General features: G+C 65.1%; 23 protein-coding genes. 21 read left to right on the top strand and 2 right to left on the bottom strand.

Going from position 1 to position 26,013, the window contains the following annotated elements:
* The first annotated feature begins 1 nt into the window (after position 1).
* The 9 genes from AB8Z38_RS31880 to AB8Z38_RS31920 all read left to right on the top strand — a co-directional run bounded on the left by AB8Z38_RS31880 (position 2) and on the right by AB8Z38_RS31920 (position 10,642).
* Positions 2 to 1,501: a carboxylesterase family protein gene (locus AB8Z38_RS31880; RefSeq protein ID WP_369721558.1), complete on the top strand. Its 1,500-nt coding sequence runs from the start codon at positions 2 to 4 to the stop codon at positions 1,499 to 1,501.
* A complete protein-coding gene (locus AB8Z38_RS31885) occupies positions 1,498 to 3,159 on the top strand; it encodes a carboxylesterase/lipase family protein (RefSeq protein ID WP_369721559.1) in 1,662 nt (553 codons plus the stop codon). Before AB8Z38_RS31880 ends, AB8Z38_RS31885 begins: the two co-directional genes overlap by 4 nt.
* 437 nt (positions 3,160 to 3,596) lie before the next feature.
* Positions 3,597 to 5,261 carry a thiamine pyrophosphate-binding protein gene (locus tag AB8Z38_RS31890; protein WP_369721560.1) on the top strand — a complete coding sequence of 555 codons (1,665 nt, stop codon included), beginning with the start codon at positions 3,597 to 3,599 and terminating at the stop codon, positions 5,259 to 5,261.
* A complete protein-coding gene (locus AB8Z38_RS31895) occupies positions 5,261 to 6,526 on the top strand; it encodes an NAD(P)/FAD-dependent oxidoreductase (RefSeq protein WP_369721561.1) in 1,266 nt (421 codons plus the stop codon). Before AB8Z38_RS31890 ends, AB8Z38_RS31895 begins: the two co-directional genes overlap by 1 nt.
* 9 nt (positions 6,527 to 6,535) lie before the next feature.
* Complete coding sequence (locus tag AB8Z38_RS31900; RefSeq protein WP_369721562.1) at positions 6,536 to 7,279, top strand: aspartate/glutamate racemase family protein; 744 nt, start codon at positions 6,536 to 6,538, stop codon at positions 7,277 to 7,279.
* Positions 7,280 to 7,296: 17 nt separating this feature from the next.
* Positions 7,297 to 7,734, top strand: a complete 438-nt coding sequence (locus AB8Z38_RS31905) for a GntR family transcriptional regulator (protein WP_369721563.1) — start codon at positions 7,297 to 7,299, stop codon at positions 7,732 to 7,734.
* Complete coding sequence (locus AB8Z38_RS31910) at positions 7,631 to 7,996, top strand: FCD domain-containing protein (RefSeq protein ID WP_369721564.1); 366 nt, start codon at positions 7,631 to 7,633, stop codon at positions 7,994 to 7,996. The genes AB8Z38_RS31905 and AB8Z38_RS31910 overlap by 104 nt, the downstream gene beginning before the upstream one ends.
* Before the next feature lie 312 nt (positions 7,997 to 8,308).
* Entirely contained in the window at positions 8,309 to 9,082 is a 774-nt protein-coding gene (locus AB8Z38_RS31915; RefSeq protein ID WP_369721565.1) for an SDR family NAD(P)-dependent oxidoreductase, read from the top strand.
* 258 nt (positions 9,083 to 9,340) lie between these two features.
* Entirely contained in the window at positions 9,341 to 10,642 is a 1,302-nt protein-coding gene (locus tag AB8Z38_RS31920) for an MFS transporter (RefSeq protein ID WP_369721566.1), read from the top strand.
* A gap of 6 nt (positions 10,643 to 10,648) precedes the next feature.
* On the opposite strand, the gene AB8Z38_RS31925 is transcribed toward AB8Z38_RS31920, so the two are convergent.
* Positions 10,649 to 12,139 (bottom strand): hypothetical protein, encoded by a 1,491-nt coding sequence (locus AB8Z38_RS31925; RefSeq protein ID WP_369721567.1) that lies wholly within the window; start codon positions 12,137 to 12,139, stop codon positions 10,649 to 10,651.
* A 247-nt stretch (positions 12,140 to 12,386) separates the two neighbouring features.
* On the opposite strand from AB8Z38_RS31925, the gene AB8Z38_RS31930 reads away from it, so the two are divergent.
* The 12 genes from AB8Z38_RS31930 (at position 12,387) to AB8Z38_RS31985 (ending at position 24,932) form a co-directional block, all read left to right on the top strand.
* Positions 12,387 to 13,748 carry a PotD/PotF family extracellular solute-binding protein gene (locus AB8Z38_RS31930; protein WP_369721568.1) on the top strand — a complete coding sequence of 454 codons (1,362 nt, stop codon included), beginning with the start codon at positions 12,387 to 12,389 and terminating at the stop codon, positions 13,746 to 13,748.
* 81 nt (positions 13,749 to 13,829) lie between these two features.
* Complete coding sequence (locus AB8Z38_RS31935) at positions 13,830 to 14,708, top strand: ABC transporter permease (protein ID WP_369726657.1); 879 nt, start codon at positions 13,830 to 13,832, stop codon at positions 14,706 to 14,708.
* Positions 14,705 to 15,640, top strand: a complete 936-nt coding sequence (locus AB8Z38_RS31940) for an ABC transporter permease (RefSeq protein WP_369721569.1) — start codon at positions 14,705 to 14,707, stop codon at positions 15,638 to 15,640. The genes AB8Z38_RS31935 and AB8Z38_RS31940 overlap by 4 nt, the downstream gene beginning before the upstream one ends.
* A 7-nt stretch (positions 15,641 to 15,647) precedes the next feature.
* Entirely contained in the window at positions 15,648 to 16,754 is a 1,107-nt protein-coding gene (locus AB8Z38_RS31945; RefSeq protein ID WP_369721570.1) for an ABC transporter ATP-binding protein, read from the top strand.
* A 21-nt stretch (positions 16,755 to 16,775) separates the two neighbouring features.
* Entirely contained in the window at positions 16,776 to 17,267 is a 492-nt protein-coding gene (locus AB8Z38_RS31950; protein ID WP_369721571.1) for a (2Fe-2S)-binding protein, read from the top strand.
* A gap of 2 nt (positions 17,268 to 17,269) precedes the next feature.
* Complete coding sequence (locus AB8Z38_RS31955) at positions 17,270 to 19,657, top strand: xanthine dehydrogenase family protein molybdopterin-binding subunit (protein WP_369721572.1); 2,388 nt, start codon at positions 17,270 to 17,272, stop codon at positions 19,655 to 19,657.
* A 12-nt stretch (positions 19,658 to 19,669) separates the two neighbouring features.
* Positions 19,670 to 20,467, top strand: a complete 798-nt coding sequence (locus AB8Z38_RS31960) for a xanthine dehydrogenase family protein subunit M (protein WP_369721573.1) — start codon at positions 19,670 to 19,672, stop codon at positions 20,465 to 20,467.
* A gap of 16 nt (positions 20,468 to 20,483) precedes the next feature.
* Complete coding sequence (locus AB8Z38_RS31965) at positions 20,484 to 21,974, top strand: amidase (RefSeq protein ID WP_369721574.1); 1,491 nt, start codon at positions 20,484 to 20,486, stop codon at positions 21,972 to 21,974.
* Between the two features lie 244 nt (positions 21,975 to 22,218).
* The gene (locus AB8Z38_RS31970) at positions 22,219 to 22,680 is read left to right on the top strand and encodes an Hsp20 family protein (RefSeq protein WP_369721575.1); all 462 of its coding nucleotides are present in this window, start codon (positions 22,219 to 22,221) and stop codon (positions 22,678 to 22,680) included.
* A gap of 78 nt (positions 22,681 to 22,758) precedes the next feature.
* Positions 22,759 to 23,250, top strand: coding sequence for an Hsp20/alpha crystallin family protein (locus AB8Z38_RS31975; protein ID WP_369721576.1), 492 nt, complete (start codon positions 22,759 to 22,761; stop codon positions 23,248 to 23,250).
* 83 nt (positions 23,251 to 23,333) lie between these two features.
* Positions 23,334 to 23,666, top strand: coding sequence for a hypothetical protein (locus tag AB8Z38_RS31980; RefSeq protein WP_369721577.1), 333 nt, complete (start codon positions 23,334 to 23,336; stop codon positions 23,664 to 23,666).
* Positions 23,667 to 23,819: 153 nt separating this feature from the next.
* Positions 23,820 to 24,932 (top strand): trypsin-like peptidase domain-containing protein, encoded by a 1,113-nt coding sequence (locus AB8Z38_RS31985; protein WP_369721578.1) that lies wholly within the window; start codon positions 23,820 to 23,822, stop codon positions 24,930 to 24,932.
* A gap of 233 nt (positions 24,933 to 25,165) precedes the next feature.
* On the opposite strand, the gene AB8Z38_RS31990 is transcribed toward AB8Z38_RS31985, so the two are convergent.
* Complete coding sequence (locus AB8Z38_RS31990) at positions 25,166 to 25,996, bottom strand: LysR substrate-binding domain-containing protein (protein ID WP_369721579.1); 831 nt, start codon at positions 25,994 to 25,996, stop codon at positions 25,166 to 25,168.
* Positions 25,997 to 26,013: the final 17 nt, after the last annotated feature.

The following is a 26,013-nucleotide window of genomic DNA, read 5'->3' on the forward strand; positions in this document are numbered from 1 at the left end:
CATGCTGACCAACGCAGTTCCGACCACTAACGGGCCGATTCTCGGCGTCGAGCAGGGGGCGGTCCGCGCCTTCAAGGGCATTCCGTTCGCGACCGCCCGGCGGTTTGCCAAAGCAACACCGCCCCCCGCGTGGACGGAGCCGCGCCGCTGCACGGACTTCGGCGGTTTTGCGCCGCAGCCCGGGTATCTCGATCATGCGCTCGAGGAGTCCTGCCTCAGCCTGAACATCTGGACGCCGGCGGGGGGCGATTGCCCGCTGCCGGTGCTGTTCTTCATCCATGGCGGCGCTTTCGTCACTGGCGGCGGCGCCGATTATGACGGCGGCTTCCTCGCCACGCATGGCCCAGCCGTGATCGTCACCATCAACTACCGGCTCGGCCCGCTCGGCTTCCTGCAACTGCATCGCCACGGGCTGGACCAGGCCAACAACCTCGCCATCTCGGATGCGCTCGCTGCGCTCGACTGGGTGCACGCCAACATCGCGAATTTCGGCGGCGATCCGGGCGCGGTGACGCTGTCGGGCCAATCAGCCGGCGCCTCCATGCTGATTGCGCTGGCAACCCTGAAGCAGGCCCGCGGCAAGTTCATCCGCGCCCTCGCGCTGAGTGCGCCCGGACGAAACATCCTGAGCGCCGATCATGCCGATGACGTCGCGCGCCGTGTGCTGGCCGAGCTCGGGCTTGAGCACGACAGCGCCGCGATCGCGTCCATGCCGTTGCCGCAGCTGTTCGCGGCGGTCGAGAAAGTCGGCCGCAGGCTCGCCGACGAGACCGCCTCAGGCAGCGTGTTCGGCCCGGTGCTCGATGGCGCCGTGATCCCGCGCGAGCCACGCGATGTCATTGCCGATGGCAGCTTGCGCGACATTCCGCTCTGGCTCGGCTCCTGCCGCGACGAGATGGTGATGTTCTTGAAGAGCACTCCGCCGGCCGCGATGATCCGCACCACCGAGCGCAACGTGCGCGCCGCATTCGGCGATGCCGGCTGGGAACGGCTGCTGGATTGTTATCGCGCCACGGCGCGCCTCGACGAGGACCCGTACGAGGCGCTGCTGTCGGATGCGTTCTGGCACCGTCCGATGGCCGATCTCGCGCGGCATCATGCAGCCGCCGGCGGCGCAGTGTGGCTGAGCCGGTTCGATCATCGCCCCGCGCTGCAGCCGTTTCAGTCGCAGGGACCAACTCACGGCGCCGACAATGCCTGCCTCTGGGCGCATCTGCCCGCGTTCATCGATCGTCCGATCCTGAAACGCAAGGGCGGGCCGATGACGCCGGCCGACATCGACGTCGCGGCACGGTTCCAATCAACGCTGTTGCGTTTCGTGACGACCGGCAGACCGGATGCTGCGGAAGTCTGGCCGCGGTTCGAAACGGGCGAGGAGCCGCTCGCAATTTTCGGTCAGCCGTTTCATGTTATTCCTCTGAATCAGGGGCCGCGCTTCCGCCTGTGGGCGGAACTCAGCCTGAGCAGCAACGACAAGAACAAGATGAGGGAGGCCGGATGAGCATCCTGAACACCAACGGCGCACGCGGTTCGATCGTCTCGCTCCTTGTTGTAGTCGCGCTGCTGACGCATTCGCCCGCCGCGGCGCAGATCGTCGCGACGCCCGTTCCCGGAGATCCCGTCAGCATCGATTCCGGCGCCGTTTCCGGCAAGGTTTTATCGTCGGGCGTGAAAGCCTATTTCGGCCTTCCCTTTGCCGCGCCGCCGGTTGGTGATCTGCGCTGGCGCGCGCCGCAAAATGTCGAGCCGTGGAAAGGCGTCTATCACGCCGACCGGCTGGCGCCGGAATGCATCCAGGTGTTGCGCCGGCACAACCTCAATCATTATTTCGGCGAGGAGGCGATCAGCGAGGACTGCCTGTATCTGAACATCTGGGCGAGCGCCGACGCCAAGGCGGGAGCGAAGCTGCCGGTCGTGGTCTGGATTTATGGCGGCGGCTTCACGCTCGGCTCCAGCGGCATGGCGATGTATGACGGCGAGAATGTTGCGAAGAAGGGCACGATCTTCGTCAGCTTCAACTATCGCGTCGGCATCCTGGGCAATCTCGCCCATCCCGAGCTGAGCGCGGAATCGCCGAACCACGCTTCCGGCAATTACGGCCTGATGGACCAGGTCGCGGCCCTGCAATGGGTCAAACGCAACGTCGCGCAATTCGGCGGCGATCCCGACAACGTCACCATCACCGGGCAATCGGCCGGTGCCATGTCGGTGTCGGCGCTCGAGGCGAGCCCGCTGGCGAAGGGCCTTTTCAATCGCGGCTTTGCGATGAGTCTCAGCCTGTTCGACAACCGCTTCAAATTCCCGGCGCTGCCGGCGGCCGAGAAGATCGGGCTCGACGTGCAGTCGGCCCTCGGCGCGGCCTCGCTGGCCGAGATGCGGCTGATCCAGGCCGACAAGATTCTGGCGATCCAGAAGGACTGCCAGCTCGGCTGCGCCGGGACCATCGCGGTCACGCCCGATATCGACGGTTACGTGCTGCCGGATACCGTGCCGAACATCTTTGCTGCCGGGAAGCAGAACGACGTCGCCACCGTGGCTGGCTTTACCAGTGACGAAAGCTCGAATGATTTGCGCACGGCAGGGACGCGCGACGCCTATGTCGCGGCTGCGCGAAAACTCTATGGCGAGCAGGCCGATCGCTTCCTCTCGCTCTATCCCGCCAGGACCGACGGCGAGGCCAAAGCCATGGGCGTGCTCGCCGCGCGCGAAGGGCTGGTTGAGATCGGCACGCGCAACTGGGCCGTCGCGCAAGCCAAGACCGGCAAGGCGCCGTTCTACATGTACATGTTCTCGCGCGTGCATCCGTTCGCGCCCGGTGTCGCGTTCTTCGACAGTCCGCAGAAGATTGGCGCTTATCACACATCCGATGTGCCCTACTGGTTCGGCACCCAGGACGCCTTCAACAAGTTCCGCACAACGCGGGTCTGGACCGAGTTCGACCGCACGCTATCCGACCGCATGATGGATACGCTGGTCGCGTTCGCGCGCACCGGCAATCCCGCCACGCCGGCGACGCCATGGCCGCAATGGAAGCAGGACGCGCAAAACTATGTCGAGTTCGGTGATCAATCCGGCGTGCGCGAAGAGAACCGTGCGCGGCTGGACTTCCACACGCCGGCCAACGCCACGCCCTCGAAGCCGCGCGTGTCGCGGGACTAGGGCGCGGGATCTCGAGTTTCACGGGTAAGGCAGACTTGCGCGTGGAAGTCCGGGATGTGGCCGCTTGACCCAACGCGGACAAACTCCTGAGAGACCACACCTCGCCGCAAGCGGGGGAGGGAGAGCACCTCCGCTGTGGCAAGCAGTCAAATCTGATTTCGCCATGCTCTCGCGCGCGGGCCGCCCGTCTCACCGCGATGCTTTGCCGTCGGTCAGAACTGAATCTCCACCCACTTGCTCCTGAAGAGATTCAGCCCGGCGTCTGGACTATTCTTGTATTCAGGATAAAATGCAGGACAGTATTTTCTTCAGCTGAAAGATGAAAGAAAGTGGTGCGCGCCCTTTTCGTCGACGCAATGATGGCGCTTGCCGCCTTCACTGAAAAGCTGTTCGCCTGTCCTACGCCACCTCGAACAAAACTTGTGTGAGGAATTGTCATGACTAGTCGCAACAGCCGCACCGGGGGCCAGATCCTGATCGACCAGCTGGTCGCGCAAGGTGTTGAGCGCGTCACCTGCGTGCCCGGCGAGAGCTATCTCGCAGCACTCGATGCGCTGCATGACAGCCCGATCGACGTCATGATCTGCCGCGCCGAAGGTGGTGCCGCGATGATGGCGGAAGCCTATGGCAAGCTCACGGGCCGGCCCGGAATCTGCTTCGTCACCCGTGGCCCCGGCGCGACCAATGCCAGCCACGGCGTCCACATCGCCATGCAGGATTCGACGCCGATGATCCTGTTCGTCGGCCAGGTCGATACCGGCATGCGCGAGCGCGAGGCATTCCAGGAGCTCGACTATAAGGCGGTGTTCGGCAGCATGGCGAAATGGGCGGTCGAGATCGATCGCCCCGAGCGCATTCCGGAATTGGTCGCGCGCGCGTTCCGCGTCGCGATGCAGGGCCGTCCGGGTCCCGTGGTGATCGCACTGCCCGAGAACATGCTGACCGAGACCGCAGCCGTGGCCGACGCCATGCGCATCGAGCCGGCGGTGAGCTGGCCCGCACCTGCCGACATCGAACGCGTCGGCGCCATGCTTGCGAGCGCGAAGGCGCCGCTGGTGATTCTCGGCGGCTCGCGCTGGACCGATGAGGCGACGAAGAGCATCGCGGGGTTCGCCGAGCGGTTCGACCTGCCGGTCGCGACCTCGTTCCGCCGGGCGTCGCTGATCGATGCCGATCACTCGCACTATGCCGGCGATCTCGGCATCGGGCCGAGCCCGGGCCTGAAGGCGCGCGTCGACGGCGCCGACCTCATTGTTCTGATCGGCGGCCGCATGTCGGAGATGCCGTCGTCGTCCTACACGCTGCTCGATATTCCGACGCCGCGGCAGAAGTTGATTCACGTGCATCCGGGCTCGGAAGAGCTCGGCCGCATCTACCAGCCGGAGCTTGCGATCCAGGCAACGCCGGCTGCGTTCGTCGCCGCCGTGGAGACGCTGAAGCCCGCCGGCGCGATCGCGTGGAAGGGCGAGGCGGCCAGGGCGCATGCTGATTATCTGGCCTGGACCGAGAAAGCGCGCGAGTTGCCGGGCGCATTCCAGTACGGGCAGATCATGACCTGGCTGCGCGACCGCCTGCCGAAGGATGCGATCGTCTGCAACGGCGCTGGCAATTATGCCGGCTGGATCCATCGGCATCACCGCTTTCACAGCTTTGCGGCGCAGCTCGCGCCGACCTCGGGCTCGATGGGCTATGGCGTGCCGGCGGCGGTGCTGGCGAAACGGCAATATCCGGATCGCACCGTGGTCGCCTTCGCCGGTGACGGCTGCTTCCTGATGAACGGCCAGGAATTCGCGACCGCCGTTCAGTATGACGCGCCGCTGGTCGTCATCATCGTCGACAATTCTCAATACGGCACCATCCGCATGCACCAGGAGCGCGACTATCCCGGCCGCGTCGTCGGCACCCAGCTCAAGAACCCGGATTTCGCGATGTACGCAAAAGCATTCGGCGGCCATGGCGAGCGCGTCGAGCGCACCGAACAATTCGCGCCGGCGTTCGAGCGTGCGCTTGCCTCGGGCAAGCCGTCGATCCTGCATTGCATCATCGATCCGCGCGCGATCTCGGTCAGCAAGGACTTTGCGCCCGCGGTGAAAGCAGGCTGATGCCGACCGGCCGCTACGTCGCCATCATCGGAGCCGGCGCCGTCGGCGTGATCAGCGCGATCGAGGCGCTGCGCGAGGGCCATCGCGTCACGCTGATCGACGCGGGCGAGCCCGGCGGCGAGCAGGCGGCGAGCTACGGCAATGCCGGCTGGCTGTCGTCGCATTCGGTGATCCCGCCGGCCGAACCCGGCATCTGGAAGAAGGTGCCGGGTTATCTGATGGACCCGCTCGGCCCGCTCGCGATCCGCTGGTCCTATCTGCCGACGGCGTTGCCCTGGCTGATCAAGTACCTGCTCTCGGGCTGGACCGAGGCGCGGGTCGAGAAGACCGCGTTCGCGCTGCGCGGTCTCCTGAAGGACGCGCCTCTGCTGCACAGGACACTCGCGCAAGAAGCGGGCGTGCCCGAGCTGATCGAGCGCAACGGCGTGATGCACGTGTTCCCCTCGCGCGGCAATTTCGACCATGATCTCGGCTGGCGGTTGCGCAGGAAGGTCGGCGTCGAATGGCTCGAGCTCAATGCCGACGAAATCCGTCAGCGCGAGCCCGAGCTGCACCCGCGCTACACCTTTGCCGTGGTAGTGGAGGAGGCAGGCCGCTGCCGCGATCCCGGCGCTTATGTTGCCGCGCTCGCCCAGCATGCGCTGGCGAGCGGTGCGCAGCTCATCCGCGCCAAGGCAACAGGGTTCAGGCTCGATGGCGACAAGCTCGTCGCCGTCGTCACCGAGAGCGGCGAGATTCGTTGCGATGCCGCCGTGGTCGCGGCCGGCGCCCATTCGAACCGGCTCACCGCATCGCTCGGCGATCCGCTGCCGCTGGAAACCGAGCGCGGCTATCACGTCATGATCGAGCATCCGGAGTCCGGTCCGCGCAGCTCGATGATGGCGTCGGATGCGAAGATGGTGGTGAACTGGACCGACAAGGGCCTGCGTGCCGCCGGCACCGTCGAGATCGCCGGCCTCGAAGCTGAGCCGAACTGGAAGCGCGCAGAGATCTTGCGCGACAAGCTCCTGGGCATGTTCCCGAAGCTGCCGAAGGACATCCCGGCCTCCCGCATCAAAACCTGGTTCGGTCATCGCCCGAGCATGCCCGACGGCCGGCCCTGCATCGGCTACGCGCGCGCCTCGCGCGACATCGTCTATGCCTTCGGCCATGGCCATGTCGGCCTGGTCGGCTCGGCCCGTACCGGCCGTCTGGTCGCGCAACTCCTGAGCGGCAAGCAGCCGGAGATTTCGCTCGCGCCGTTCGCACCGACCCGCTTCCTCTGAGATCGCACCATGACCACTCCAGCCAACGCACCCTCCCGCATCGCCCGTGGCGGCAAGGCCATCTACGGCGCGCCGCTCGGCATCTTGATGCTGGAGGCGCGCTTCCCCCGCATTCCCGGCGACATGGGCAACGGCACCACCTGGCCGTTCCCCGTGCTTTATCGCGTCGTGAGCGGCGCTTCGCCGGAGAAGGTGGTGCTGAAGGGCGCGGCCGGTCTGCTGCCTGATTTCATCGATGCGGCGAAGGATCTGGTGCGCCTGGGTGCCGAGGCCATTACCACCAATTGCGGCTTCCTCTCGCTGTTCCAGAAGGAGATCGCGGCTGCGGTCGGCGTACCGGTTGCGACCTCGTCGCTGATGCAGGTGCCGTGGGTGCAGGCGACCTTGCCGCCGGGCAAGCGCGTCGGTCTGGTCACGGTGTCGGGCGCGACCTTGACGCCAGCCCATCTCGAAGGCGCCGGCGTGCCGCTCGACACGCCGCTGGCCGGCACCGAGAACGGCAAGGAATTCTTCCGCGTCCTGATCAAGGCCGAGAAGGACGACATGGACATCGCGCAGGCCGAGCGCGACGTCGTCGAAGCCGGCAAGCAACTCGTCGGCAAAAATCCGGACGTCGGCGCGATCGTGCTGGAATGCACCAACATGCCGCCTTATGCCGCCGCCTTGCAGGCCGAGGTCGGGCTGCCGGTTTATGATATCTATTCGATGATCACGTGGTTTCATGCCGGACTGCGGCCGCGCCGGTTCGGCTAGGGGTCGAGAAGCTGCCTATGAACAAGCACCTGGAACTCCCTTCCGACAGCATCGTCGACCGCGTCTATGAACAGCTCAAGGCCATGGCCGTGAGCTACGAGTTCAAGCCGGGCGAGCGACTCAACGAAGGTGAGCTGGCAAAGCGTCTCGGCGTCAGCCGCACGCCGCTGCGCGAAGCTCTCAATCGGCTCAACACCGAGGGCTTTCTGCGCTTCACGCCCGGCAAGGGCTTTTTCTGCCGCGAGCTCGACGCCCACGAGATCTTCGATCTCTACGAGCTGCGCAAGTCGATCGAGGTCGCCTCGATCCGCCTTGCCATCAAGCGCCAGGGACGAGCACATCGACGCGCTGTTGAGATTCCTCGAGGCCACCGGCCCCGATCCCGGCGAGCGCTCATCGGTCGAGCTGGTCGAGCTGGACGAGACGTTTCACGAACAGCTGATGGCGATGTCTGACAATGCCGAGATGCTGCGCGTGCTGCGCAACGTCAACGCCCGGATTCGTTTCGTGCGTTGGATCGACATGGACCGCAGCAACCGCTCCAACACGCAAGCCGAGCACCGCGCCGTCCTCGAAGGATTGAAGGCGCGTGACGAGGCCGCTTGCGTCTCGGTGCTGGAAAAGCACATCGACCGCCGGCTCGATCGCATTACGTCGGCAATCAAGGAAGGCTACGCGCAGATTTATATGCCGGCCATGGCGCGGTCTGCGAATTGAAGCTCTTCCCTTCTCCCCTTGTGGGAGAAGGTGGCGCGAAGCGCCGGATGAGGGTCTCTCTCCGCGCCTGCGATGGGCCTGAATGTGCGGAGACATACCCCTCACCCTAGTGAGTTCGTGTCAACCTGCGGTAATGACCTCTCACAAGGGGAGAGGGCGCTGCAACGGGCACCTCTGCGATCTCACCTGCCTTCGCGCGAAGCCGCCTTTATGAAGAGCCGGTTCCGTGCTCATCTCGGATTTGCGGCGGCTTGAACTGAGGCTCGTGCCCCGAATAGGTTCGCCGCAAGCAACTATTCTGGAGTGAGACCCATGAAACTATCCGGCAAGGTCGCCGCCATCACCGGCGCGGCACGCGGCATCGGCAAGGCCTGCGCGAAGCGATTCCTCGACGACGGTGTCAAGGTCGTCATCTCCGATGTCGATGCCGAAGGCCTTGCCGCGACGGCCGCCGAGCTGGGACGGCCGGATGCCTTGCGCGTCGTCCCCGGCAATGTTGCCAGGCGGGCTGACGTCGATCAGATCGTTGCGACAGCCGCCAAGGAGTTCGGCCGGCTCGACATCATGGTCAACAATGCCGGCGTCGCGCGCAACCAGGACATCCTGGACATTTCCGAGCAGGATTTCGACGACGTCATCGCCATCAATCTGAAGGGCGCGTTCTTCGGGGTGCAGGCGGCGGCGAGGCAAATGATCGCGCAAGGCGGCGGCGGGGTCATCATCAACATGTCCTCGGTGAATGCGCTGCTGGCAATTCCCACGCTTGCGACCTACGCCATCTCCAAGGGCGGCATGAAGCAGCTGACCTCGGTGGCGGCTGTGGCGCTTGCTCCCCACAACATTCGCGTCGTCGCGGTCGGGCCGGGTACGATTTTGACCGACATGGTGGCATCGGCGATCTACACCTCGGAGGATGCACGCAGGAACGTCTTGTCGCGCACCCCGATCGGCCGAGGCGGCGAGCCGAGCGAGGTCGCGTCCGTGGTGGCGTTCCTCGCCAGCGATGATGCCTCCTATATCACCGGCCAGACCATCTATCCCGACGGTGGCCGGCTGATCCTGAACTACACGGTGCCCGTGAAGTAGGGGCGATTGCAGGGGACTTCGGGGAGACGGGTCGGAATTGCTTCAACACCCGTCATTGCGAGGAGCCCTTGCGACGAAACAAATCCAGACTGTCTCCGCGGCAAGATTCTGGATTGCTTCGCTTCGCTCGCAATGACGGGGGTTGATGCAGGCGGGCGCAGATCTCTGGTGGTGTGATACGGTACGTTCAACACCGCCGGAGGTTGCAACCGCGACCGCGATTGGCCATGATGCTCTCCGGAATGTTGGGGGCATCACATGACGGCAGCAATGACGGTCTCTGCGGCGGCGGAGAAAGCGACGACGGCGCATGTGGTGTGGGCGAGCGCGCTTGGCACCGCGATCGAGTGGTACGATTTCCTGATCTACGGCACGGCGGCTGCGCTCGTGCTGAACAAGCTGTTCTTTCCGAGTTTCGATCCTGTCGTCGGGACCTTGGCGGCGTTCTCGACCTATGCGGTCGGCTTCGTCGCAAGGCCGATCGGCGGCGCCATCATCGGGCATTATGGCGACCGGCTCGGGCGCAAGACCATGCTGGTCGCGACCATGATCGCGATGGGGCTTGGCACGTTCCTGATCGGCTGCCTGCCGACCTATAGCCAGATCGGCGTCTGGGCGCCGATTCTGCTCGTGTGCCTGCGCTTCATTCAGGGCATCGGGCTTGGTGGCGAATGGAGCGGCGCGGTGGTGATGGTGGCCGAACATGCGGGCGACCGCCGCGGCTTTTACGGCAGCCTGGTGCAGATCGGTTTTCCGGTCGGTGTTGCCGCCTCGACCGGCATCTTCGGCTTGATGACGCAACTGCCCGAATCGGATTTCCTGAGCTGGGGCTGGCGCGTGCCGTTCCTGATCAGCATTCTGCTCGTTGGCGTCGGCCTCATCGTGCGGCTCAAGCTCGCCGAGACGCCGCATTTCAAGGAGGTGGTGGAGCGCAAGGAGGTGCTGGCGCAGCCGGTGTGGGAGGTAATCCGCCGCGACTGGCGCAGTTTTCTGCTGGCGATCGGCATCACGGTGTCCGAAGTCGGGCTCGCTTATCTCCTCACCGTCTTCACGGTGGTCTATGCCACGACGAAGCTCGGCCTGCCGCGCCAGGTGATCCTCAATGCGGTGGTCTATGCCGCGATCGTCGAGTTCGCGACGCTGCCGCTCGCCGGCTGGCTGTCCGACATCTTTGGCCGCAAGGCGCTGTATCTCGCCGGCGGCGTGTTCTCGGTGGCGCTGGCGTTTCCGCTGTTCTGGTTCCTCGACACCAGGGAGCCGGCGCTGATCACGATGGCGCTCGTCGTGACGATGACGCTGACCCATGCACTGCTGTTCGGACCAAAGGCGGCGTTCATGCCGGAACTGTTTCGCACTCAGGTGCGCTACAGCGGCGCTTCGTTGGGGGCCAATGTCGCAGCCGCCCTGAGCGGCGGCTTCTCGCCGCTGATCGCCGCGGCGCTGCTGGCGTGGGCCGGCTCGTACTGGCCGGTGTCGCTCTACATCATCGCGCTCTCGATCATCACGCTCATCGCAACGCTGATGGCGCCGGAGACGGCGCGGGATTCGCTCAGATCCTGAGCGCCGTCATCGGCACGCGGAGTTCGCGGCGCCCGGAAAGGTGAGGAAAGTGATGGTTGCCGGCGCGAGCCGGATCGCGCCGGCCGCCGTTGCCTGCCCGGAAAGGCGCGGCAGTTCATTCGCGTCGGCGAGTGCGAGTGTGGCGCCATTCAATCTCACCATGGCGCTTTGCAGTCTTGCCGCCTGCAACGTGTAGCGCTCGGACGGAAGCGGCAGCACGATCGTGCGGAATGCGTTCCGCGAGATATTGAGCGCGAGCACCGTCACGGCGCCCGGCGTTGAGGGATGACAGTGTGCGTAGACGTGAAGGTTCGACGCCGTCGCCGCGCTTGCATCGAGCACGGTCGTTCCCATCAGCTGATGCCAGAGCAGCGCGCCCCAATAATCGGGGCGCGGACGGAACGTGATTTCGTCGAGCAGGCCGTAATCGCTTGCTGCCAGCGTATTGTGAAACACCACCTGAACGCCGGCCTTCGCCAGCCGTCCGAGCTGGTCGAGATAGCGGAATGTGTCGAGAAAGGTCTTGTCCCAGCGGTTGCCGCCACAGGCGGCATCGGCGGTTTCGGTCAGCCAGATCGGCTTGCCCGGCGCGAACTGATCGCGCAAGCCGCGATAAACCGCGAACGTCGCATCAGTGCGGGCGAGCCATTGTTCCGAGAGCGCCTGCGCCGGCTCGTCGTTTCCGCCACAGCGCGCCGAGACCGCGTTGTAATGATGGTAGGAGAAGCGATCGATTCCTTCGCCTGACGCCGCGAGCAGATCGCGCGTGCGTATGCCGGGTACGGACGGCGCGGCGGAGTCGCCGACCGAACCGGGGCCGACGATCAGCGTCTCCGGCGCGGCGCGTTGTAGCCACGCGCGAAAGATCCTGAAATCGCGGCCGTAGGCTTTTGCATCATATCCGGGCGGCGCGCCATTCGTCGCTGCCAGCGTCGGCTCGTTCATGAATTCGGCAGCGGCGATCCGGCTGCCTTGCGATCGCGTCTCATCGACAAGGCGCTGCGCCTGGTCCGGCCTCCACGCGCCGTCCGCATCGCGGCAGCCGGCACTGACCGCAAAAGAGGTGACGATCTCGGCATCGACCGCGCGCGCAAAGTCGATCATGCCGCGCCACTGCGAGCGGCCTAGCACCGCGTTGAATCCCGGTGGCGGTGTCGCCGGCGCCTGTTCGCCGTCGGCGAAGAACGCCGCATTGGCCCAGGTCCCGCTGACGCGCAGATACGCCGGCGATAAAGCCGCAGCGAGCCTGCGCAGACGGGCGTTGGCAAGATCGATCGGAGATCTGTCGCTGTAACGATCATGCTGATCGAATGGCCGTGTCGTGCGCGGATACGGCTTCCAGAATCGGCCGCCCATCACCTCGGCCATCTCAATGTTGTATGATTGAAAGCGCGGATCGATCGTGCCGATCGCTTTCAATTCCGCAGCCACGATCGCCAGCTCGCCGGCCTCCGCGACGCATGAGGTTGCGGCAACGAGCAGTGCAACCCCTGTCACACGCAAAGCGCGAAGCCGCCCCCGTCGTTGATTGCGCCGTCTTGTGTGCACGCCCTGACGCCTTCTTATGCGCGCGCTGCCAAAAGCAAATGCAGCCGCCATATCCATTAGCCGCGTTTATATCGCGAATTTTTACTTCAATTTTACTTCGCGAAATCCCGCCAATACCCTCACGGGCAATTGATCTCATCGCAGCCGCTCAATGCCGATCGGTGCGACGCGTTTATTGTAGCCAACGAGGGTTGCCATGCTTGACAAGGATAAGCGGACATCCACTTCCAATCCGGCTGGAACGGAGGTCAAAACGGACGCCAAGTCGACAAAAAAGCTGAGCCGGCGCACGCTGTTGAAGGGGGTCGCTGCCGTTGCCGGCGCGGCCGCTGGCTCGGATGCGATCCGCGGATTCCCGACCATCTGGGCGCAGGAGATCAAGGACATCGAGCTGCGCCATGTCGGCGTGTCCTATTCGGTGGTGAAGGCGATCGGTGACCAGGCGGCCAAGGATCTCGGCTTCAAGGTGACGATGCAGAACCTCGACACCTCCGCTGCCATCAACCGCTTCATTAGCCAGCCTAATACGGTCGATATCGCCGATCTCGAGGGATGGCAGGCCAAGCTTGCCGCCAAGCGCAGCGTCATCCAGGGTATCGAGGTCAAGAAGATCAAGGAGTTCGACAGCATCCTGCCGATCTTCACCAAGGGCGAGATCGACGGCCACAAGATCCCGCGCCAGGGCATCTCGCCCTACGAGGCGATGTATATCGCGAAGCCGGATTCGACCGATCTGAACGACGGCGTCACCGAATGGGCGACCTTCCTGCCGCAGGTCTACAACGCCGACTCGATCGGCTATCGGCCCGACCTCGTCGGCCATCAAGTCACGGAATGGAAGGATCTGATCGATCCCAAGTTCAAGGGCAAGGCCGCCATCCTCGACGTGCCCGCCATCGGCATCATGGATGCCGCGCTCTGCTTCGAAAGCGCCGGACTGATCAAGTACGGCAACAAGGGCAACATGACCAAGGAGGAGATCGACTTCACCTGCAACAAGCTGATCGAGCTGAAGAAGCAGGGGCAGTTCCGCGCGACCTGGACAACCTTCGACCAGTCGGTGCAGCTGATGGCTGCCGGCGAAGTGGTGATCCAGTCGATGTGGTCGCCGGCGGTTGCCGCCGTGCGCGTCAAGGAGATTCCCTGCGTCTACGCGCCGGTGAATGTCAAGAACGGCAAGGAAGGCTATCGCGGCTGGTGCAACGGCATGGGCCTGATGAAACATCTCTCCGGCAAGAAGCTCGACGCGGCCTACGAATATCTCAACTGGTACCTGTCGGGCTGGCAGGGCGGCTTCGTCGCGCGCTACGGCTATTACAGCCCGGTGCCATCGACCGCGAAGAAATTCCTCACCCCGGCCGAATGGGCGTTCTGGTACGAGGGCCAGCCGGCACCGGAGGTGGTCAACGATCCCTACGGCGTGCCGATGGAGAAGGCCGGCACCAAGCGCGACGGCGGCTCGTTCCTCGACCGCGTCAAGAATATCTCGTGCTGGAACACGCTGATGGACGAGGCCGCCTACATGAACAAGCGCTGGAACGACTTCAAGGTGGCCTAGAACCGGCTTTCCCTGACCTGACGAGACCGCCGGCACGGCGACGTGCCGGCGGAAGAGACCGACTTCGAGGCGTTCGCCGACATGCAGTCCAGTTCAACTCCACAACGCGCCAATCTCGCCGGCTGGCTCTACGTGTCGCCGCTTGTGCTGGTGCTCGTGCCGTTCTTCATGGCGCCGATCCTGGTCGTGCTGGCGGCAAGCTTCTTTGCCACCGACGGTTTTGGCGGGCTGACGCCGGGCTTCACCCTCGCAAGCTATGTCGAGGTGCTGCACTCGGCGCTGACGCTGAAGCTGTATCTTGCGACCATCAAGTTCACGGTGCTGACCTGGATCTTCACGCTCATCATCGGCTTCTTCGTCGCCTATTTCCTGGTCTTCCACGTTCGCAACCAGCTTTTCGCGATCGCCCTGTTCCTGCTCTGCACCGTGCCGTTCTGGACCTCGAACATCATCCGGATGATTTCCTGGATCCCGCTGCTCGGCAAGGAAGGCTTGATCAACCAGACGCTGCTCGCGCTCGGCGTGATCCGCCAGCCGCTGGAGGTGCTGCTGTTTTCTGACCTGGCGGTGGTCATCGCCTATGTCCATCAGCTCACCATCTTCATGATCGTGCCGATCTTCAACTCCATGGCGCGGATCGACAAGAAACTGATCGAGGCCGCGATCGATGCGGGTGCCAGCCGTTTCGACATCATGCGCCTGATCGTGGTGCCGATGTCCAAGAGCGGCATCGCGCTCGGCACCATCTTCGTGGTGTCGATCGTGATGGGTGACTTCTTCGTGGTCAAGGTGATGTCCGGCGGCGGTTCGGCCTCGGTGGTCAGCGCCTTCTACGAGGACGTCGGCGTGCTGCAATATCCGACCGCGGCGGCAAGTGCGGTGCTGCTGACGCTGGTGCTGGTCGCGATCGTCTCGCTGATCCTGCGCACCGTCGACATCAGGCAGGAGATCACGCGATGAGCGCTGTTCTCGCAGAGATGCCCAAAGCTGACCTGCCCAAGCCTGACATGTCCAAGACCGACACGCCAAAGACGGTCGCGCCCGTGAGCACCAAGGCAATCGCGCCAAGCAAGGGCGGACGGCCCTGGACGTTCTACGTGCTCGCGGCGTTGTTTGCACTCTACGTGCTGGCGCTCTACGGCCCGATGTTCTGCATCTACATCCTGTCGTTCCAGGATATCCGGGGCGGCCTCGTGTTCCCGATGAAGGGGCAGTCGCTGCACTGGTTCGTCGATCTCTTCACCCAGGTGCGTACCGGCGACGTCAAGGGCTCGTTCGACCGCTCGATCAAGCTCGCGGTCATCGTCACCATCATCACGGTGGTGGTCTCGTTCCTCGCCGGCCTCGGTTTCCGCAAGCGCTTCCGCGGCGACACCGTGGTGTTCTACCTGATGATCGGCAGCCTGGTTGCGCCGGGCCTCGTGCTCGGACTCGGCACCGGTCTTCTGTTCCAGGCGCTCGGGCTGAATGCGAGCTGGTATAGTTCTGCGCTCGGCGCGCAGCTGTCCTGGACCTTGCCGTTCGGCGTGCTGGTGATGTTCGCGGTGATGTCGCGTTTCAACCATGTCTGGGAGGAGGCGGCCTATGATTTGGGCGCCAGCCGCTGGCAGTCGATCCGGCTGGTGATGATCCCGGTGCTGGCGCCTGGCCTGGTCGCGGTCGCGCTGTTCGGCTTCACGCTGTCCTATGACGAATTCGCGCGCAGCCTGCAGACGGCGGGCTCGCTCAACACCTTGCCGCTGGAGATCTGGAGCATGACGCTGAACGTCACTTCGCCGTCGCTCTACGCGCTCGGCACGGTGACGACCATCGTCTCCTTCATCGTCATCGGTGCGAGCCTCGGCAGCATCGTGCTGATCCAGAAGAAGCGCGGCAGCGGGGCAAAGGGCTAGGCCGGGAATGAACAAGGATCGCGGCGATATCGAACTGGCGGGCGTCTGCAAGAGCTTTGACGGTGCGACCTACGTGGTCGACGGCGTCAATCTCAAGATCGCGGACGGCGCCTATTGCTGTTTCATCGGGCCGTCCGGCTGCGGCAAGACCACGATCCTGCGCATGATCGCGGGCCATGAAGATCCGACCGCGGGCGAGATCGTGATCGGGGGCCAGAACGTCGTCGGGCTCGCGCCGGTGCAGCGGCGCACCGCGATGATGTTCCAGTCCTACGCGCTGTTTCCGCATTTGACCGTGCGCGAGAACATCGCCTTTGCGCTGCGCGTGCGCGGCATGTCGAAAGCCGATCGCCTGCGTGCGGCCGATGCCATGATCGAGAAGGTCCGTCTGACGCAATTCGCCGACCGGCTGCCGGCGCAGCTCTCCGGCGGCCAGCAGCAGCGTGTGGCGCTGGCGCGCGCGGCAATCACCGAGCCGCGGGTGCTGCTGCTCGACGAGCCGCTGTCCGCGCTGGACGAGCAGCTCCGGGTGCAGATGCGCCAGGAGCTGCGACGGATGCAGCAGGAGCTCGGCATCACCTTCATCCACGTCACCCATACCCAGCTCGAGGCGATCGCGCTGGCTGATCTCGTGGTGGTGATGGAGCAGGGCAGGATCAAGCAGGCGGGCGCCGCGCGCGATGTCTACGCGCATCCGCACGACCGCTACGTGGCCGAGTTCATGGGCGGCCAGAACGTGCTGTCGGGGCGGGTGGAAAAGGTCAACGGCGCGAGCTTCACGCTGGCGCAGGCCGCTCCCTCCGGCATCGAGGTGCCGCTTCAGGCGCGCTCGACAGTTAGCGTCGGCGACCAGGTCGACATCGCCGTGCGCCGTGACGATGTCGTGCTGGTCAGGTCCGGCAAGGACTTGCCGCCCGGCTGCACGACGTCACTGCCGAGCCGCGTGCTCGCGATCGAATACCAGGGCTATTTCGTCAAGGTCATGCTCGACACGGTGCCGGACGACGCGTTCGTGGCCTACGTGCCGGAAAAGATCTTCTTCGCGGATCCCTTCACCGTCGGCGATGTCGTGACGGCCACATGGGCCACCGGCAGCGCCCTTCCACTCGCCTAAAGCCCCGTCGCGCACAGGAGTATGACCGTGCAGATATCCTTCACACTCAACGGCCGGCCAACCACGATCGATGTCGAGCCGGCAACGCTCGTGACCGAGCTCCTGCGCGAGACGCTCAGCCTGACCGGCACCCATATCGGTTGCGACACCAGCCAGTGCGGCGCCTGCGTGGTGCACCTCAATGGGCTTCCGGTGAAGAGCTGCACGCTGCTCGCCCCCGCGCTCGACGGCGCGACGCTGCTGACCATCGAAGGCCTGCAAGGCGCGCCTGGCTCGAACCAATTGCATCCCATGCAGGAAGCGTTTCGCGAGCACCACGGCCTCCAGTGCGGTTTCTGCACGCCCGGCATGCTGATGACCGCGGTGGCGCTTGCCACCGAAAAGCCGGTGCTGACGGAAGCCGACGTCCGCCACGGCCTCGAGGGCAATATCTGCCGCTGCACCGGCTACCAGAACATCGTCGTCTCGGTCATGGCCGGCGCAGCCGCCATGAACGCCGCCAAGGGAGAGTGACCATGGGCAATGTGATCGGGATCGGTGCGTCACCGAAACGCAAGGAAGACCAGCGTTTCCTCACCGGACGCGGCAATTACGTCTCCGACATCAAGCGCCCCGGCATGACCGCCGGCGTGTTCGTGCGCTCGCCGCACGGCCACGCGGTGCTACGCGGCATCGACAAGAGCGCCGCTCTCGCGGCCCCCGGCGTCATCGCCGTCCTGACCGGCGACGACGTCAAGGCCGACAAGCTGGGCTCGCTGCCCTGCGGCTGGGGCATTTCGGATGCCAAGGGCGTGCCGATGAAGGAGCCGCCGTTTCCAATGCTGGCGCAGGACAAGGTGCGCTTCGTCGGCGACATGGTGGCGTTCGTCGTCGCGGAGACGCCGGCGCAGGCCAACGCGGCGGCCGAGCTGCTGACAGTCGACTACGAGGTGCTGCCTTCCGTGGTCGGCGTGCTCGAAGCGGTCCGGCCGGGGGCACCGCAATTGTTCGACGACGTGCCGAACAACATCTGCTGCGACTGGGAGCTGGGCGACAAGGCCGTGGTTGAGACCGCATTCCGCAAGGCGGCGCATGTCGCAAAGCTGAGCCTCGTCAACAACCGCCTGATCGGCAATCCGATGGAGCCGCGCGCGGCGATCGCCGAATACGAGCCCGGCACCGACCGCTTCACGCTGTGGACCACCAGCCAGTTCCCGCATGTCGTGCGCTTCCTGATGGGCGCGCTGGTCTTGAACATCCCCCAGCACAAGCTGCGCGTGGTCGCGCCCGATGTCGGCGGCGGTTTTGGCGTCAAGCAGTTCCACTACGGCGAAGAGGCCGTGATCACCTGGGCCGCCAAGCGCGTGATGCGACCGATCAAATGGGTTGCAAGCCGCTCGGAGGGCTACGTGTCCGACCGTCACGGCCGGGATCATGTCACCGAGGCCGAGCTGGCGCTCGACGAGACCGGAAAATTTCTCGCCTTCCGCGTCAACACGCTCGCCAATATGGGCGGCTATCTCTCGACCTTCGGGCCGAACATCCCGACCAATCTCTACGGCCCGCTGCTCGGCGGCGTCTACACCACGCCGGCGATCTACTGCAACGTGAAGGTCGTCTTCACCAACACCGTTCCGGTCGACGCCTATCGCGGTGCCGGCCGTCCCGAGGCGACCTTCGTGCTGGAGCGCATCGTCGATGTCGCCGCCAGCGAGATGGGCATCGACCGCGTGGAGATCCGCCGCCGCAACATGATCCCGAAGGAGGCCTATCCGTATCAGACCCCGGTGCTGGTGCAGTACGATTCCGGCGATCCGGTTGGCTGCCTCGACGGCGCGCTGGTCGCCGCCGACGTCAAGGACTTCGGCATCCGCAAGGCGGAATCCGCGCGCAGGGGCAAATTCCGCGGACTCGGCTATTCGACCTATGTCGAGGCCTGCGGCCTCGCGCCGTCGCGCTTCGCGGGCAGGCTGGGCGCGCGCGGCGGCCTCTATGAGAGCGCCACGGTGCGCGTGCATCCGACCGGCCAGGTCACCGTCATGATCGGCACGCATAACCACGGCCAGGGCCACGAGACGACTTTTGCGCAAATCGTCTCGGAAAAGCTCGGCGTGTCGTTTGAGAATGTCGACATCGTGTTCGGCGATACCGATCGCGTGCAGTTCGGCATGGGCACCTACGGCTCGCGCTCGCTGGTGGTCGGCGGCGCCGCACTGTCGAAGGCGACCGACAAGGTCGTCGCGAAAGGCAAGAAGATCGCCGCCCATCTGCTCGAGGCGGCCGAAGTCGACATCCAGTTCGAGGCCGGACAATTCTCGGTCGCCGGCACGGATCGCATGAAGACGTTCGAGGAGATCGCGGGCGCCGCCTATGTGCCGCACAATTATCCGCTCGAAGTGCTGGAGCCCGGGCTCGAAGAGCAGGCCTATTACGACCCCGTCAACTTCACCTATCCCGGCGGTTGCCATATCGCCGAGGTTGAGGTCGATCCGGAGACGGGCACGGTGACGCTGGTCAACTACACGGCGGTGGACGACGTCGGCACCGTCATCAACCCGATGATCGTCGAGGGCCAGCTGCACGGCGGCATCGTGCAGGGGGTCGGCCAGGCGCTGTTCGAGAACGCGGTCTATGACGAAGGCTCCGGCCAGCTGCTGTCGGGCTCGCTGATGGACTACTGCATGCCGCGAGCCGACCACATGCCGATGATGAAGGTCGCAACTCACTCCACCCTTTGCACGCATACCCCGATGGGCGTGAAGGGCTGCGGCGAGGTCGGGACCATCGGCTCACCGGCCGCTGTGATCAACGCGGTGGTCGATGCGCTATCGCATCTCGGCGTCACCCATGTCGACATGCCGGCGACGCCGAACCGGATTTGGCGCCTGCTTCAGAACGCATCGCTGCCAGTCGCCGCGGAATAGGGAGGTCCACAAATGAAACCGTTTGCCTATCACCAGCCGGATCAGATTCCCGACGCCGCAAAGTTGCTGATCGCGATCGAGGACAGCAAGCTCGTCGCCGGCGGCATGACGCTGATCCCGACGCTGAAGCAGCGGCTGGCCAGTCCAACGGCGCTGGTCGATCTTTCCAAACTCGGCAGCCTGAAGGGTATCACCGATGACGGTGCCACCATCACCATCGGCGCGATGACGCCGCATGCGGTGGTGGCCGCGTCAAAGCTGGTGCAGGCAAAAATCCCCGGGCTTGCCGCGCTGGCCTCGATGATCGGCGATCCGGCGGTGCGCAGCCGCGGCACGATCGGCGGCTCGGTCGCGAATAACGACCCGGCGGCGGATTATCCGGCCGGGGTGCTCGGCCTGGGCGCGACCATCGTCACCAGCGCGCGCGAGATCGCGGCCGACAAGTTCTTCCTCGGCCTGTTCGAGACAGCGCTTGTGACCGGCGAGATCATCACGGCGATCCGCTTCCCGGTGCCGCTCAAGGCGGGCTACGCCAAGTTCAAGGCGCCGGCCTCGCGCTATGCGCTGGTGGGCGTATTCGTCGCGAAGTTCGCCGGCGGGGTCCGCGTCGCCGTCACCGGCGCGGGCTCTGGCGTGTTCCGGGTGCCGCCGATGGAGGAGGTGCTGTCGCGAAACTTCGATCCCTCCGCGATCGCGGCGATCAAGATCGACACCGACGGCCTCACCTCCGACATCCACGCCGAAGCCGACTACCGTGCCCATCTCGTCACGGTGATGGCCAAGCGCGCCGTCGACGCAGCGCTCAGCTAGCTCTTTAGGGTTCATGATGACGAATGGTTCCGGCCGAACGGCCTTCCCGCCGGCGCCGACTGGCCTTGGTGCGCTCTCGGCAACCGAGATCATCGCCGGTTACCGGCGCAAGGCGTTCACTCCGCGCGATGTCATCGACGACACCATCGCCGCGCTCGAGGCGACGAATGAGGCCTGCAATGCGGTGGTGACGCCGATGTACGAGCAGGCGAGGGCGGAGGCCGATCGTGTCACCCGGGAGATGCGAGCGGGCGAGGCCAAGGGGCCGCTCGCGGGTGTGCCCGTCACAATCAAGGACCTGGTGTTCGTGGCAGGCGTGCCGGCCTATGGCGGCTCGCCCATGAACAATGCGTTCGTGCCCGAGGTCGATGCCGCCGTGGTGTCGGCGCTGAAGGCCTCCGGCGCAATCGTCACCTGCAAGACCACGACCTGCGAGTCCGGCTACAAGTTGACCGCCGATAGTCCCGTCACCGGCACGACGCGAAACCCCTGGAATCCCGCTCGCACCAGCGGCGGGTCGAGCGGCGGAGCGGCGGCGGGCGTCGCCGCGGGCTGCGGCCCGATCGCGATCGGCACCGACGGGGTCGGTTCGATCCGCGTGCCTTCGTCGTTCTGCGGCGTGTTCGGGTTGAAGCCGACTTTCGGCCTGGTGCCGCGCTCGCCCGGATTCTCGCCGCCGTCCTGGGCCTCGCTCGCGCATACCGGGCCGATCACGCGCACGGTCGCGGATGCCGCGCTGGCGCTGGAGATCATCGCTGCTTACGATCTGCGCGATCCGGCGAGCCTGCCGGTGCCGCCGCGCCGCTTCGATACGAAGGCGGGCCCATTGAATGACCTTCGCATCGGCGCGAGCGCCGATCTCGGCTACGCCCCGATCAGCGCCGACGTGCGCGCGGCGTTCAGCAAGGCGCTCGCCATTCTCGATTCCTGCGGCGCGCAAGTCACCATCGATGGGCCGGGGCTCGATCCCGGCATTCTCGAGCACACGCTGAAGCCGATCGCCTTTACAGAGCAAGCGGCAGCGGTCGCCGGCAAGACGACGGTCGATCTCGCGAGCTCGGAAGCGGATTATCGCGACGTCGTCAGCGCGGGCCGTCGCTACAGCGGCACGGACTATGTCGAGGCCGGCTACCGGCGCGGCCAGGCGCGCAACGCGTTCCTGAAACTGTTCGAGCGCGTCGATGCGCTGGTGACGCCGACGGTCGCGGTGACCGCGTTCGAGGCGGGCCGGATCGGCGTCGACCGGATCGACGGCAGCATTGTCGATCCGCATCTCGGCTGGTCGCCGTTCACCTGGCCGATCAACCTCGTTGGCCTTCCGGCCGCGACGCTGCCCTGCGGCTTTGATCGCGACGGCCTGCCGATCGGGCTGCAGATCGTGGCGCCCTGGCTCGACGAGCCGACGATCTTCCGCATCGCCGCGGCATTCGAAGCGGCGCAGCCCTGGTCGAACTTCTGGCCCCCGCTGGCCTCGCGCGAACCGGATCGGGCGCGGGCGAAGGCGTGAACCCAACCCGGCCCGGAACCGATTGGCCGCCGGCTTGCCGGCCCCGCCCCGACGCCCGAAAAATTTTTTCCGATCCCCTCTTGAAACCAGTTTCCGTTCTTCTAATTCATTTTTCGCCGCGAGAGCGGTGTGCCGGGCGCCCGAGAGGGCTTGGCACGGGCGCTGGACCGGCGTCTTCGGAGACTGTCTGAGACCTCTGTCCTGCGTTCCTTCGTATCCATCTTGCTCTTTGGAGGACTTGGTTATGAGGACCACATTCGACTTCGCGCCGCTGTGGCGCTCCACCATCGGCTTCGATCATCTGGCCGACCTCGTCGACAGCACGCTGCGCCAGACGACCGAGGACAATTACCCGCCCTATAACATCGAGCGCTCCGGCGAAGACCACTACCGGATCAGCCTCGCCGTGGCCGGTTTCGGCGTCAACGACATTACCGTGACCGCCGAACAGAACGCGCTGACGATCGAGGGTCGCAAGCCCGACGATGCTGCGCGCGAATATCTCTACCACGGCATTGCTGCGCGTCCGTTCCGGCGCGTGTTCAACCTCGCCGACTATGTCCAGGTGAAGCAGGCCTCCTTCCAGGACGGCCTCCTGATCGTCGACCTGGTCCGTGAGGTCCCCGAAGCCATGAAGCCGCGCCGGATCCAGATCGCGGGCGCGACCTCTCCTGCATCCCAGATCGAGCAGAAGAAAGCGGCCTAAGCGGCCGATCGAGGGATTGGCGGAGCGCGGCGCTCGGATGTCCGCGCCGCGCTCCGGATGCGTGAAGGAGAGAGAACCATGGCTTTTCGTGATCTCATTCCCTGGTCGAGGGGCCAGGAGCTTGCGCCGGTCCGCGACAGCTTCGATCCGTTCCTGACGCTTCATCGCGAGATGAACCGTCTGTTCGACGACGTGTTTCGCGGCTTTGCCGGAAGCAATTTGTCGCCGATGATGGAGGGCCGCTTCGGCTGGCCCAAGGTCGAACTCAGCGAGACCGACAAGGTGCTGACCGTCACGGCCGAACTTCCGGGACTGACGGAGAAGGACGTCGACGTCGAAGTCGCCAACGGCGTCCTCACCCTGCGCGGCGAGAAGAAAGCCGAGCGCAACGGTGAAGGCAGGTATTTTACCGAGCGCTACTACGGCGCCTTCGAGCGGCAAATCCCGCTGCAAGACGTCGAGGAAGACAAGGCCGAGGCGTCGTTCAAGAACGGCGTCCTGACCGTGTCGCTGCCGAAATCCGACAAGGCGCGGGAAAGCGTCAAGCGTATCGTGATCAACACGCACTAGCACGAACAGGGATGGCGGCGGTGCTCGCCGCCATCCAACCATCAACCGTCCCTTCGAAAGGAGCGTTAGGGGAGGCACATGCGATGACAAACGTGAACACGAATTCCGGCAACCTCAGTCCACTGTTTCACCCAGCGGCCCATTACGACTCGCCCGCCGATGTCCTGAACGCAGAAGAGCTGTCTGCGCCGGAGAAGCGGATCATCCTGTCGTCCTGGGCGTCCGATATGTACGCGGTCGAGTCCTGTCCCGCGTTGCGCGACATTCCCGGCATGAGCCATACCGTCCGGCTCGCCGATATTCTCGCGGCGCTGCGCCGGCTCGACGGCGACAATGACGACGACCCGCCGCGCGGCGGCGGTGTCCCGATGCGCCTGCGGCGGCCCTGGGCCGCCGCGGACCGGCGAGGCGCATGATGCTCACGCAGACCGTTCTGGCTCTGGTGCTGCTCGGGCAAGTCTCTGCGGCCTTCGCCGTCCCGTTCCTGGCCTTGCAAGGCTGGATGGACACGCCGCGCGGCCACGCGTGAAGCGGCTCTCGAATTTCAACCTCAGGCGATGCGACAGGTCATGAAGACGTATGCGGTGCGTTGGCTTTCACTTGCCGTGCTGGTGCTGACGCTCACGGCGTCGCATCCTGCCGCAGGCCAGATCCCGGATATGAAGACGGGCGGCTCGGTGCCGACCTTGGCGCCGCTGGTTCGCCAGGTGACGCCGGCAGTGGTCAACATCTCCGTGCACGGCCGCGTACGCGAGGACAATCCGCTCTATCGCGATCCGCTGTTCCGCGAGTTCTTCGACGTCCCAAAACAGATCGAGAAGGAAGTCAGTGCGACGGGCTCCGGCGTGATCGTCGATGCCCGCAGCGGCTACGTGCTGACCAACAACCACGTGGTCGAAGGCACCTCCGCCGTCCAGATCACGACCAAGGACGGTCGGCAATTTTCCGCGAAGGTCGTCGGTCGCGATCCGCCCACCGACGTCGCCGTGCTCCAGATCCAGAACCCGACGGGCCTCAAGGCGCTTCCGCTCGGCGACAGCGACGCGCTCGAAGTCGGCGATTTCGTGCTCGCGATCGGCAATCCCTTCGGTCTCGGCCAGACCGTGACGTCAGGGCTCGTCAGCGCCCTCGGCCGGACCGGCCTCGGCAAGCAAGGCTACGAAGATTTCATCCAGACCGATGCGGCGATCAATCCCGGCAATTCCGGCGGAGCCTTGGTGAGCCTGCGCGGCGAACTGATCGGCATCAATTCGGCGATCATCTCGCCCGCCGGCGGCAATGTCGGCATCGGCTTTGCCATTCCCGTCAACATGGCACGCAAAGTGATGGAACAGATCATCGCAAACGGCCGGGTCGAGCGCGGCCGCATCGGCGTTTCGCTAAAGGAGGTGCATCCGTCCGCCAACAACGGACGCAAGGAAGGCGCCGCCATCGCCGAAATTGCCGCGGATTCGCCGGCGGAAAAGGCAGGCCTGCGCAAGGGCGACATCGTGACGGCGGCGGACGGCCACCCGATCCGAACCGCCGCGCAGCTCCGCAACACGATCGGCCTGACCCGGGTTGGCGAGGATGTGAAGCTTGCGCTGCTGCGCAATGGCGCGCCCCTCAGCGTCGTCGTGCGAGTAGCTCCGGCGCTCGATCCGGGCCATGCGTTTGCAGGGGGCAATCGCGTGGTGCGCTAACGCGATCGCAGCAGAGCTGATCTCAGCAACGGTCGGGGCTCGACGCCCTGCGACCCCCAACCACCGGACAGCTCATGTCGCCCGGTGATCGAACCCGCCCTGGATATCCCTGATCAACCGCCACTCGTCGCTGTCAAGATGTTCGCGAGCTTAAGGTTGCCGCTCACGACAACTCGATCGGCACGCCCATGCCGCTGAGCTCTTCGTCCAGCCGCAGATAGTGGGCGAGGTAGTCATGGAGCGCGGTCGCGGCTTTTTGAGGTGGCGCCGCTCGACTTGTAGAGCAGGAGCTCGATCTTCGGCAGCGGTGGCAGGCCCTCGTTCGGGCCGATCTCGCGCATCGCCGGCACCAGCGCGCTGCGCCCGAGCACCGTGACGGCCATGCCGGCAAACGCGGCGGCCTGGAGCCCGCCTACGCTTTCACTGACGCAGGCGATGCGCCAGCGCAAATTGGCGCGCTCCAGCGTATCGATCGCATAGTCGCGATAGATGTTGCCCGGCGGCAGCAGCGCCAGCGGAATCGGGCGTTCCTGGTGCGCGGCGGACTGCTCACCGGTCATCCAGACCAGCTGCTCCCGCCGCACCACCTGGCCGCCGGTGAAATCGTTCATGCGGGTGACGAGCGCGATGTCGACGTCGCCGCGCTTGACGAGACCGACCAGCGGCGTCGACAGCGCGCAGTTGAGCTCGACCTGGACGCGTGGAAAGGACTTTCGGAATACGCTCAGGATCGAGGGCAGCATGAAGGCCGCATAGAGGTCCGGCGTGCCGAGCACGACCTGACCCTCGATCTCCTGCGAGGCCAGCTGCGAAATCAGCTCGTCATGCAACCGCAGGATGGATTTGGCGTAGGTGAGAACCGTGGTGCCGTCGTCGGTCAGCATCAGCCGTCGGCCGACATGCTCGAACAACAGCTTGCCGGTGAGCTCCTCCAGCCGCTGCAATTGCAACGTGATCGCCGGCTGGGTGCGGCCCAGCCGTCGCGCGGTCTCGGTGATGCTGCCGGTCTCGACCACCGAGATCAGCGACCGCAGCATGCGGATATCGAGACTGATGAGGTTCATGCGGCGTCCATGTCGCC

Source organism: Bradyrhizobium sp. LLZ17 (assembly GCF_041200145.1).
In the GTDB taxonomy this organism is placed as follows: domain Bacteria; phylum Pseudomonadota; class Alphaproteobacteria; order Rhizobiales; family Xanthobacteraceae; genus Bradyrhizobium.